At 73.9% G+C, this 12,055-nt stretch carries 3 protein-coding genes; 2 read left to right on the top strand and 1 reads right to left on the bottom strand.

The features are described from left to right. The coding region (locus ACFV4G_RS41090; protein WP_380448327.1) for a type I polyketide synthase at positions 1–2,544 on the top strand (2,544 nt) is incomplete at its 5' end. A 39-nt stretch (positions 2,545–2,583) separates the two neighbouring features. Here the strand turns inward: ACFV4G_RS41090 and ACFV4G_RS41085 are convergent. Further along, on the bottom strand, positions 2,584–4,227 hold the full coding sequence (locus ACFV4G_RS41085) for an IS200/IS605 family accessory protein TnpB-related protein (protein ID WP_380448325.1): 1,644 nt from the start codon (positions 4,225–4,227) through the stop codon (positions 2,584–2,586). Between the two features lie 145 nt (positions 4,228–4,372). Here ACFV4G_RS41085 and ACFV4G_RS41080 point away from each other — a divergent pair. Then, positions 4,373–12,055 (top strand): SDR family NAD(P)-dependent oxidoreductase (locus tag ACFV4G_RS41080; RefSeq protein WP_380448323.1); only part of this gene is annotated, 7,683 nt, incomplete at its 3' end.

Here is a 12,055-nt window from a genome sequence, read left to right as displayed (position 1 = left end):
GGCGACCACCGGGTGGGCGGCGTGGCCGTGTTCCCGCCGACGGGGTTCCTGGAGCTGGCCGTCCGGGCCGCCGACCAGGTGGCCTGCGACCGGGTCGAGCGGCTGACGCTCGCCGAGCCGCTGGTGCTGCCCGAGGACGGCGCCGTCGTCGTCCAGCTGGCGGTCGGCGCGCCGGACGAGGCCGGGACGCGTTCGCTGAGCTGCTACGCCCGGCCGGCGGAGGCCGTGGACGGCCCGTGGACCTGTCACGCCACCGGCGCGCTGGCCGTGGGCGAGCGGGAAGCCGGTTTCGACGCCTCCACGTGGCCCCCGGCGGACGCGGTGGCCGTGGATCCGGCGTCCTGTCACGACCCGCTGGACCACGGCCCGGCGTTCCGCACGCTGCAGGCGGTGTGGCGGCGGGGCGACGAGGTGTTCGCGGAGGCCGTCCTGCCGGGCCGGGCCGAGGACGCGGCGCCGTACGGGCTGCATCCGGCGCTGCTGGAGGCGGCCGTCCAGATCGCCGCCCTCACCGGGGCGGACGACGACGCGCGGCTGGTGCCCACGGACTGGCGCGACGTGGCGCTGCTCGCGACCGGCGCGGCCGTCGTGCGGCTGCGGGTCGCGAGGGCGGGCGAGGACGCGGTGTCCGTGGAGGTCGCGGACGCGGCGGGCGGTCCCGTGCTGTCGGCCGGGTCGCTGGCTCTGGGCGAGCCGGCCGCCGTGGCCGAGCGGGCCGACCTGGCCGGGGCGCTGCTGCGGCTCGACTGGGTGGACGTCCCGGCGCGTGCCACCGCGCCCGTGCAGGCCGTCACGCTGGGCGAGGACGTGCCGTCGCTCGCCGACGTGACGGGAGAGGTGCCGGAGGTCGTGCTCTTGCCGGTGGCGGGCGGTTCGACGCCCGAGCAGGTCCACGAGGTGACGGCGTGGGCGCTGGGCCTGCTGCAGGAGTGGCTGGCCGAGCCGCGCTTCGCCGACGCCCGCCTGGTGTTCGTCACCCGTGGCGCGGTGCCGGGCGGCGAGGTCGCGGACCTCGTCGGCGGCGCGGTCTGGGGTCTCGTCCGGGCGGCCGAGGCGGAGAACCCGGGCCGGTTCGCCCTGCTCGACGTCGAGCGTGCGTCGGACGTCGAGGCGGCGCTGCCCGGCCTCTGCGCCCAAGTGGACGGCGGCGACTTCCAGTTCACCGCGCGTGCCGGAGCCGTCCGAGTGGGACGCCTGGCCCGGGTGGCTCCCGGTGAACCCTCGACGGGCTGGGGCACGGGCACCGTGGTGATCACGGGTGGCACCGGCGGCCTCGGTCGTCTCGTCGCCCGGCATCTCGTCACCGAACACGGCGTCCGCGACCTGCTGTTGCTGAGCCGCCGTGGTGGCGCGTCCGAGTTGGTGGAGGAGCTGGCGGAGCTGGGTGCCCGTGCCGAGGTCGTGGCCTGTGACGCGGCCGACCGCGAGGCGCTTGCGAAGGCCCTGGACGGTCGGACGATCACGGGTGTCGTGCACGCGGCAGGTGTGCTGGACGACGGCATCGTCACCGCGCTGACCCCCGAGCGCCTGTCGACCGTCCTCCGTCCCAAGGTCGATGCCGCGTGGAACCTTCACGAGCTGACCAAGGACCAGGACCTCAAGGCCTTCGTCCTGTTCTCCTCCATCTCGGGCGTCATGGGCAGCGCCGGCCAGGGCAACTACGCGGCAGCCAACGTCTACCTCGACGCGCTTGCCGTCTGGCGCCGCCAGAACGGCCTGCCCGCCCAGTCCCTGGGCTGGGGCGCCTGGGTGCCGACGGCCGGCATGACGGGCACGCTCACCGAGGCCGACCTGCACCGCATCCGCGCCACCGGAGTCCCGCCCCTCACGGAGGAACAGGGCCTCGCCCTGCTCGACGCCGCCATGGGAACCGACGAGCCCTACCTCGTCCCCATCGGCCGCGCCACCGGCCCGGCCCGGATGCCCGGCACCGTGCCCGCACTGCTGCGCGGCCTCGTCCGCGGCGCCCGCCGCACGGCGGAGTCCTCCGGCGGCCGCACCGGCGCGGTGGCCGCGCTCGCCGCCCGCCTCACCGAGCTGCGCGAGGCCGACCGCCTGCGCCACGTCGTCGACCTGGTCCGCAGCGAGGCCGCCGGCGTCCTCGGCCACGCCTCGCCGCAGGCCGTCGCCGCCGACCGCGACTTCCACGACCTCGGCATCGACTCCCTCACGGCACTCGAACTGCGCAACCGCCTGACCGCCGTCACCGGCCTGCGCCTGCCCGCGACCCTGGTCTTCGACCACCCGACCTCCGCCGTCCTCGGCGCACACCTGCTCGGCGTGCTCCTCGACGAGCAGGACGCGGCGGACGGCGCCGCGCTGTTCGGCCAACTCGACCGCCTGGACGCGGCCCTGGCGGACGCGGACACCGACGAGGCGACCCGCAACGCGGTTTCCCTCCGGCTGCGCCGAATGCTGGAGAAATTGCGAAACCAGGACGCGCAGAATGCCGAGGACGCCATTGCGGAGCGGCTCGAAGCAGCGAGCGCGGACGAGGTCCTGGCCTTCATCGACAACGAGCTCGGCCGTCTGAGCGACCGCTGACCGACCCCGCCTCATAACAGGAAGGCACCACCGTTCCAATCAAGTGAGCAGGAGTGAGTCTTGGACCCAGGTCTGATCACTGCGGGCATCCCGAACGGTTTTGGATGCCCGACTGGTCGCCCGCGTTCTCGTGGTCCCCGTTCGGGTACGTGCATCGTGTACACGGTCCGTGACGGGGCGGCGGGTTTCCTCACGCCCCCGAACGCCTGGTCCGGCCTGGACGGTCCGATGCCCACGACGATCACTCCGGTCGTCGTGGGGCGGCGCCGTCCGTCGCCGGATCGGGTGTCCGAGGGCGCGTCGCCCGATTGCGATGCTCGCGGCATCGTGCCGGGTGGTTGTGCGGGTGGGTGTCGCGAGGGGCTTCTGCCAGTGCTGTGCGCCCCACCGGGAGGTGTAGGCGGGGTCCACGGCGACGATGACCAGGTCCAGCTCGGCGGCCATGGAGACGAGCCGGGCGCGGAGTCTGCCGGTGGGGATGCCGGAGAGCAGCTGGCGGAACCGCTTGCGGCGGCCGTGTTTCTCGCGGGTGGTCTCGGCGGTGAAGTCCAGGTTCTCCAGGCCGATCGCGGTGACACCGGTCCGCTTGGCCCAGTGCAGCAGCCGGCTGATGGCGTGGCGGATCTGGGCGTCGCGGTGGGTGGCGGTGCCGGTCAGGTCGTAGGGGAACCGGTGGGGTTCGCCGACCGGGTTGCCGTGGATGTCCAACTGCCAGCAGGCGAAGTGGTCGGCGTTGGTGTCCACTCCGACCATCCCGGCCGCACGGGCCGTGGCCAGCGGCATGGTCTTGACGACGGGGCGGGTCCAGGAGGCGTCCAGGTACCAGCGCCCGCGTTCCACGTCCAGGTGGATGCGGTAGGCCACGGCGCGGTTGCCTTCGATCCGGTCGGCCCACTCGGCGCCCCGGTGCGCGAACGCTACCTTCGCGGCCAGGACGTAGCGGCCGTTGCGGGCGTTCGCCAGGTCCGCGAGCGGGGCGGGCAGTTTGATCGACACCTCACCCGGCGGGGTGACACGGATCGTCTCGTTCCCGAACCGTTTCCCGGACTCGCCGTCGGCGGCGAGGAACCACCGCGCGCTCTCCCACCGCGCCCGCCACTCGGCTTCGGTGAGAGCGGCGGCGGCCAGATGGTGCCGGGTGTTCAGCAACCTTCCGCCACCGCGTACCACACGCACGCGACCGGCCTCGCCATCGGCCCGGGCAGCCGCGTGCCGTTCCTCCAGCGCCGCGAGCCGACGGGACTTGACGAACCACTCGTGCCTGGAGCGGTAGCCACCGGGCGCGCGCCCGGTGCCCTTCTCCCCGACCGGCAACGACAGGCGGTGGCGCAGCATCCGGATGCCGGCGTCCAAGGAGTCCAGGTAGGCGGCCTGCCCGCGGCGCGACAGCGCCCACTGGTCGTGCGTGGCCTTGGTGACGCTCCCGGCCCAGCGCGACGACGATTCCGCGGTCAGGTCGCGTTTGCGGGCGGCCCACGTCTCGTTGCCGTGCTCCAGGCCGTGCGCGCAGCGCGCCTTCAGGTCCTTCGACGCCAGCGCGCCCATATGCCCGCCGACCAGCCGCAGCACCTCCTCATCCCGGGGCGTGAGTCCCTTGAGACGGTCACGGACCGACACGCCCGACGGCCCAAGGGAAACGAACGGCACGTCGATCCGCCGCAGCTCCTTCCTTGACCCGGTCACACCATCCCTCCCTCCCAGCCAGCGCCACCCTCGCACATACCACCGACAGCCACCTCATCGATCCAACAAGCCGTGATCGAAAACAAACTCAAGGACACCAATGGGCACCGAAACGACCTCACTCCTCAGCAGTTCACAACCCCCCATGTCGAACGACAGCAAGCTCGTTGACTACCTCAAGTGGGTCACGGCCGACCTGCACCAGACACGCCAACGACTGCTGGAGGCCGAGTCGGGCCGGCACGAGCCGATCGCGATCGTCGGCATGGCGTGCCGCCTGCCGGGCGGGGTGACCACCCCCGAGGAGCTCTGGCGGCTGGTCGCGGACGGGCAGGACGGCATCACCGGGTTCCCCGCCGACCGCGGCTGGGACATCGCGGCGCTGCTCGGCGAGGGCAGCGGCAGCAGCGCCGCGATCGAGGGCGGGTTCGTCGCGGCCGGCGAGTTCGACGCGGGCTTCTTCGGGATCTCGCCGCGCGAGGCCCTCGCGATGGACCCGCAGCAGCGCCTGCTGCTGGAGACGTCCTGGGAGGCCTTCGAGCGGGCGGGCATCGACCCGGCGGGCCTGCGCGGCACCCGCACCGGCGTGTTCGTCGGCACGGCGGGCGTCGACTACGTCGGCGTGGTGATGAACTCGGACGAGGACATGGAGGGCCACGCCACCACCGGCCTGACGGCGAGCGTGCTGTCCGGCCGGGTGTCGTACACCTTCGGTCTGGAGGGCCCGGCGGTCACCGTCGACACGGCGTGCTCCTCGTCGCTCGTGGCGATGCACCTCGCGTCGCAGGCGCTGCGGGCCGGCGAGTGCACGCTGGCCCTCGCGGGCGGCGTCACCGTGCTGTCGACGCCGATGAGCTTCTCCGGGTTCTCCCGGCAGGGCGGGCTCGCTCCGGACGGGCGGTGCAAGGCGTTCGCCGACGCGGCGGACGGGACGGGCTGGGCGGAAGGCGCGGGCGTCCTGGTGCTGGAGCGGCTCTCTGACGCCCGCCGCAACGGGCACCCGGTGCTCGCCGTCCTGCGCGGCTCGGCCGTCAACCAGGACGGCGCGTCGAACGGACTGACGGCGCCCAACGGTCCGTCCCAGCAGCGCGTCATCCGCCAGGCGCTGGCCGCCGCCGGGCTGTCGGCCGCCGAGGTCGACGCCGTCGAGGGTCACGGGACGGGCACGCCGCTCGGCGACCCGATCGAGGCCCAGGCACTCCTCGCCACCTACGGGCAGGACCGTGAACAGCCGCTCCTGCTCGGCTCGCTGAAGTCCAACATCGGCCACACCCAGGCCGCGGCCGGCGCGGCCGGCGTGATCAAGACGGTGATGGCGCTGCGGCACGGCGTGCTGCCGAAGACGCTGCACGTCGACGCGCCGTCCGCCGAGGTGGACTGGTCGGCGGGGGCCGTCGAGCTGCTCACCGAGGCCCGGGCCTGGCCGGAGGTGGACCGGCCGCACCGCGCGGGCGTGTCCGCGTTCGGGATCAGCGGCACGAACGCGCACGTGATCGTCGAGGAGGCGGTCGAGGAGGACGCCGCGACCGACGAACCGGCGGTTGTGCCCGGTGCGGTGCCGTGGGTGGTCTCGGCGAAGTCGGAGGCGGCGCTCGACGCGCAGCTGGGGCGGCTGGCCGGCATCGACGGTTCTCCCGTGGACGTCGCCCTCGCCTTGGCGGGCCGCTCGCGGCTCGGGCATCGCGCGGTGCTGGTGGACGGGGTCGAGGTTGCGCGTGGTGTGGCGGGGGAGCGGTCTGCGGCGTTCCTGTTTTCGGGGCAGGGGTCGCAGCGGTTGGGGATGGGGCGGGAGTTGTATGCCCGGTTCCCGGTGTTCGCGTCGGCTTTTGATGCCGTGTGTGCGGAGTTGGATTCGGCGCTGCGGGATGTGGTGTGGGGCGATGATGCTGAGCTGTTGAACCGGACGGAGTTCGCTCAGGCCGGGTTGTTCGCGGTCGAAGTGGCTCTGTTCCGGTTGCTCGAGTCGTTGGGTGTGGAGCCGGAGTTCGTGGCCGGGCACTCCATTGGCGAGGTGGCGGCGGCGCATGTGGCCGGGGTGTTCAGCCTGACCGATGCCTGCGCTCTGGTGAGTGCTCGTGGTCGGCTGATGCAGGCGCTGCCCGAGGGTGGCGCGATGCTCGCCGTGCAGGCGGCGGAGGACGAAGTCCTGCCGCTGTTGGGTGAGTTCGTGTCGATCGCGGCCGTCAATGGACCGTCGTCCGTGGTCGTCTCGGGCACGGAGGAGGCTGTCGCGGCGATCGAGGAGCACTTCGCGGACCGTAAGACGACGCGGCTGAAGGTGTCGCACGCGTTCCACTCGCCGCTGATGGATCCGATGCTGGAGGACTTCCGCGAGGTCCTCAACGGGCTTGCCTACAGCGCGCCTTCGATTCCGCTGGTCTCCAACCTGACCGGCGCGCTGGCCGAAGGCGTCCAGGGGCCCGACTACTGGGTGCGTCACGTCCGTGAGGCCGTCCGTTTCGCCGACGGCCTCGACGCCCTGCGCGCAGCCGGCGCCACGGCCTTCGTGGAGCTCGGTCCGGACGGCGTCCTCGCCGCCCTCGCCCAGCACGAGTCGGACGCCCCCGCCCTGCCGCTGCTGCGCCGTGACCGGCCCGAGGAGCAGACCCTCGTCACCGCCCTGGCCCGCCTGCACGTCACCGGCGTCCCCGTCGACTGGGCCCGGCTGTTCGACGGCACCGGCGCCCGCCGCGTCGACCTGCCGACGTACGCCTTCCAGCACGAGCGCTACTGGCCGCGCCCGTCCCGCCGCATCGGCGACGTGACCGGCGCGGGCCTCTCGCCCGCCGAGCACCCGCTGCTGGGCGCGACCGTCGCGCTCGCGAACGCCGAGGGCACGCTGCTGACCGGCCGGCTGTCGCTGAAGGCGCAGCCCTGGCTGGGCGACCACCGGGTGGGCGGTGTGGCCGTGTTCCCGCCGACGGGGTTCCTGGAGCTGGCCGTCCGGGCCGGTGACCAGGTGGCCTGCGACCGGGTCGAGCGGCTGACGCTCGCCGAGCCGCTGGTGCTGCCCGAGGACGGCGCCGTCGTCGTCCAGATCCAGGTGGACGCCCCGGCGGCCTCCGGTGCCCGCCCGGTGCGGATCTTCTCCCGGCCGGATGCCGACGCCGACGCCGAGTGGACGGAGCACGCCTCGGGCGAGCTCGTCCGCGGCGAGCGCACGGCCGACTTCGACGCCTCGGTCTGGCCGCCGAAGGGCTCGGTCGTCGCCGACCTGACCGGGATCCGGGAGGAGGCGGACCTCGGCCCGGCCTTCGACGGGCTGCGGTCGGTCTGGCGGCGCGGCGAGGAGACCTTCGTCGAGGCGGCCCTGCCGGGCGACGCGGCCGACGACGCCGCCGGGTTCGGCGTGCACCCGGCGCTGCTGGCGGCCGTGGTGCGGGCGGACGGCCAGGGGCTGGTGCCGGTCGCGTGGTCCGGGGTGTCGCTGCACGCCTCGGGCGCGTCCGTGGTGCGTGCGCGGATCGTGCGGACGGGCGCGGAGACGCTCGCGCTCGCCGTCGTGGACGCCGCCGGGGAGCCGGTGCTGTCGGCCGAGGCCGTGACGCTGGCCGAGCCGGCCGCCGTGGTGCAGGGAGCGGCCGCGGCGGGCTCGCTGCTGCGGCTGGAGTGGGTGCCCGCGCCGTCGCGTGCGGGTGAGCGCGTGACGGCGGTGACGCTGGGCGCGGACGTGCCGTCGTTCGCCGACCTGACCGACGACGTGCCGGGTGCCGTGGTGGTCCCGGTGGTGGGCGGTTCGACGCCCGAGGACGTGCACGAGGTGACGGCGTGGGCGCTGGGCCTGGTGCAGGAGTGGCTGGCGGAGCCGCGGTTCGCGGACGCGCGCCTGGTGTTCGTCACCCGGGGTGCGGTCGACGGAGTGTCGGACCTCGCCGGTGCTGCCGTGTGGGGCCTGGTGCGGGCGGCCGAGGCGGAGAACCCGGGCCGGTTCGTGCTCGTGGATGCGGACGGCGAGCTCCCGCTGGACGCGGTGCTCGCCGTGGGTGAGCCGCAGGTGGTGGTCCGCGACGGCGTCGTCCGGGTGGGCCGGCTGGCCCGGGTGGCTCCTGGCGAACCCTCGACGGGCTGGGGCACGGGCACCGTGGTGATCACGGGTGGCACCGGCGGCCTGGGCCGTCTCGTCGCCCGGCATCTCGTCACCGAACACGGCGTCCGCGACCTGCTGTTGCTGAGCCGCCGTGGTGGCGCGTCCGAGCTGGTGGAGGAGCTGGCGGAGCTGGGTGCCCGCGCGGAGGTCGTGGCCTGTGACGCGGCCGACCGCGAGGCGCTTGCGCACGCCCTGGACGGCCGGACGATCACGGGTGTCGTGCACGCGGCCGGTGTGCTGGACGACGGCATCGTCACCGCGCTGACCCCCGAGCGTCTGTCGGCCGTCCTCCGTCCCAAGGTCGACGCCGCGTGGAACCTGCACGAACTGACCAAGGACCAGGACCTCAAGGCCTTCGTCCTCTTCTCCTCCATCTCGGGTGTGATGGGTACGGCCGGTCAGGGCAACTACGCTGCGGCCAACGTCTACCTGGACTCCCTCGCGCACTGGCGCCGCCACCAGGGCCTGCCCGCCCAGTCCCTGGGCTGGGGCGCCTGGATGCCCACCGCCGGTATGACCGGGACCCTCTCGGAAGCCGACCTGCACCGCCTCCACGCCTCCGGCGTCCCGCCCCTCACCGAGGAGGACGGCCTCGCCCTGCTCGACGCCGCGATGGCCGTCGACGAGCCGTACCTGGTCGCGACCGGCCGCATGGCCGCAGGCGCCCGCCCGCGCGGCGAGGTGCCGACGATGTTCCGCGCCCTCCTGCCCGCCGGGCGCCGTACCGCCGTGAGCACCACCGGCACGGCCCTCGCCGCCCGCGTGTACGAGCTGCGCGAGGGCGACCGCCTGCGCCACCTCGTCGACCTCGTCCGCGCGGAGGCCGCCGGCGTCCTCGGCCACGCCTCGGGCCAGGCGGTCGACCCCGCGCGGGAGTTCCGGGACCTCGGCTTCGACTCCCTCACCGCGATCGAACTGCGCAACCGCCTGGCCGACGTCACCGGGCTGCGGCTGCCGGCGACGATGGTCTTCGACTACCCGACCCCGCACGCCCTCGCCGCGCACCTCCTCGGGGAACTCCTCGACGACGAGGACGACGTGGCGGCCCCGGTGGCCACGACCGCCGACGCCGGGGAGCCGATCGCGATCGTCGGCATGGCCTGCCGCCTGCCCGGAGGCGTGCGGACCCCCGAGGAGCTCTGGCGGCTCCTGAGCGAGGGCCGCGACGGCATCACCGACTTCCCGACCGACCGCGGCTGGGACCTCGACGCGCTCTTCGGCACCGGCCACGGCGTGAGCGCCACCCGCCAGGGCGGCTTCCTCGCCGGCCTCGGGGACTTCGACGCGGGCTTCTTCGGCATCTCGCCGCGCGAGGCCCTCGCGATGGACCCGCAGCAGCGCCTGCTGCTGGAGACGTCCTGGGAGGCCTTCGAGCGGGCGGGCATCGACCCGACCGCGCTGCGCGGCAGCCGGACCGGCGTCTTCGTCGGCACGACGGGCCAGGACTACGCCTCGCTGGTGATGAACTCCCGGGAGGAGGTGGAGGGCCACGCGAGCACCGGGCTGGCCAACAGCGTGATCTCGGGCCGGGTGTCGTACTGCTTCGGCCTGGAGGGCCCGGCGCTCACGATCGACACCGCCTGCTCCTCCTCGCTCGTGGCGATGCACCTGGCCGCGCAGTCCCTGAACAGCGGCGAGTGCACCCTGGCCCTGGCCGGCGGCGTGACCGTCCTGTCCACACCGATGAGCTTCCTCGGCTTCACCCGCCAGGGCGGGCTCGCGACGGACGGGCGCTGCAAGGCGTTCGCGGACGGCGCGGACGGGACGGGCTGGTCGGAGGGCGCCGGCGTGCTGGTGCTGGAGCGGCTCTCGGACGCGCAGCGCAACGGGCACCTGGTGCTGGCCGTCGTGCGCGGCAGCGCCGTCAACCAGGACGGTGCCTCCAACGGTCTCACCGCCCCCAACGGCCCGTCCCAGCAGCGCGTCATCCGTCAAGCGCTGGCGAACGCGGGGCTGTCGGCCGGTGAGGTCGACGCCGTCGAGGCGCACGGCACGGGAACGACGCTCGGGGACCCGATCGAGGCGCAGGCGCTGCTGGCCACGTACGGGCAGGAGCGTGAACTCCCGCTGTTCCTCGGCTCGGTGAAGTCCAACCTCGGACACACCCAGGCGGCGGCCGGGGTCGCGGGCGTGATCAAGATGGTGGAGGCGATGCGGGCGGGCGTGCTGCCGAAGACGCTGTACGTCGACGCGCCGTCCTCGCACGTCGACTGGTCGGCTGGCGCGGTGGAGCTCCTGACGGAGGCGCGCGAGTGGCCCGAGGCCGGGCACCCTCGCCGGGCCGGGATCTCGTCGTTCGGGATCAGCGGGACGAACGCCCACGTGATCGTCGAGCAGGCGCCTGTGGTGGATGCCGCGGAGGCGCCGGGCTCGGCGCCCGGCGTGGTGCCATGGGTGGTCTCGGGAGCGTCGGAGGACGCGCTGGACGCGCAACTGGCCGGGCTCGCCGGGGTGGCCGGCTCGTCGGTGGACGTCGGGCTGTCGCTGGCCGGGCGGTCGCGGTTCGGGCACCGGGCGGTGGTGTTGGACGGCGCCGAGGTGGCGCGCGGTACGGCGGGAGAGCGGCGGCTCGCGCTGCTGTTCTCGGGGCAGGGGTCGCAGCGGTTGGGGATGGGGCGGGAGTTGTATGCCCGGTTCCCGGTGTTCGCGGGGGCGTTCGATGCGGTGTGTGCTGCGATGGACGTGCCCTTGCGCGAGGTGGTGTGGGGTTCGGATGCGGAGCTGCTGAATCGGACGGACTTCGCTCAGGCGGGGTTGTTCGCGGTTGAGGTGGCGCTGTTCCGCCTGCTCGAATCGTTGGGTGTGGAGCCGGAGTTCGTGGCCGGGCACTCGATCGGCGAGGTGGCGGCCGCGCATGTGGCCGGGGTGTTCTCGCTGGAGGATGCCTGCACGCTGGTGAGTGCTCGTGGCCGTTTGATGCAGGCGCTGCCGTCCGGTGGAGCGATGCTGGCGGTGCAGGCGTCGGAGGATGAAGTCCTGCCGTTGCTGGGCGAGTTTGTGTCGATCGCGGCCGTCAACGGTCCGACCTCCGTGGTCGTCTCGGGTTCTCTCGAAGCCGTGGCGGCGATCGAGGCGCACTTCGCCGACCGCAAGACGACGCGGCTGAAGGTCTCGCACGCGTTCCACTCGCCGCTGATGGATCCGATGCTGGCGGACTTCCGCGAGGTCCTCAACGGACTGACGTACAGCGCCCCTTCGATCCCGCTGGTCTCCAACCTCACCGGCACCCTGGGCGAGGACGTCACCACCCCCGACTACTGGGTGCGCCACGTCCGCGAGGCCGTCCGCTTCGCCGACGGGATCCTCGCCCTCGACGCCGCCGGTGCCACGGACTACCTGGAGCTCGGCCCCGGTGGCGTGCTCACCGCCCTCGCCGCGCAGAACCTCGACGAGGGCGGCGACCGCGTCGCGGCCCCCGCGCTGCGCCGGGACCGGCCGGAGGAGCACACCCTCGTCTCCGCCCTCGCCCGCCTGCACGTCGTGGGTGTGCCCGTCGACTGGGCCCGGTTCTTCGACGGTACCGGCGCCCGCCGCACCGACCTGCCGACGTACGCCTTCCAGCGCGAGCGCTACTGGCCCGCCCAGGCCGCGCACACGGGCGACGTCACCGGCGCGGGCCTGCAGTCGGCCGAGCACCCGCTGCTGGGCGCGGTGGTCTCCCCGGCCGACTCGGGCAGCGTGCTGCTGACCGGCCGGCTGTCGCTGAAGGCGCAGCCGTGGCTGGGCGACCACCGGGTGGGC

It is taken from the genome of Kitasatospora sp. NPDC059747 (assembly GCF_042732955.1).
GTDB lineage: Bacteria > Actinomycetota > Actinomycetes > Streptomycetales > Streptomycetaceae > Kitasatospora.
Note: the sequence above shows the minus strand (reverse complement) of the source record. Positions and strands in the feature narration are given on the sequence as shown.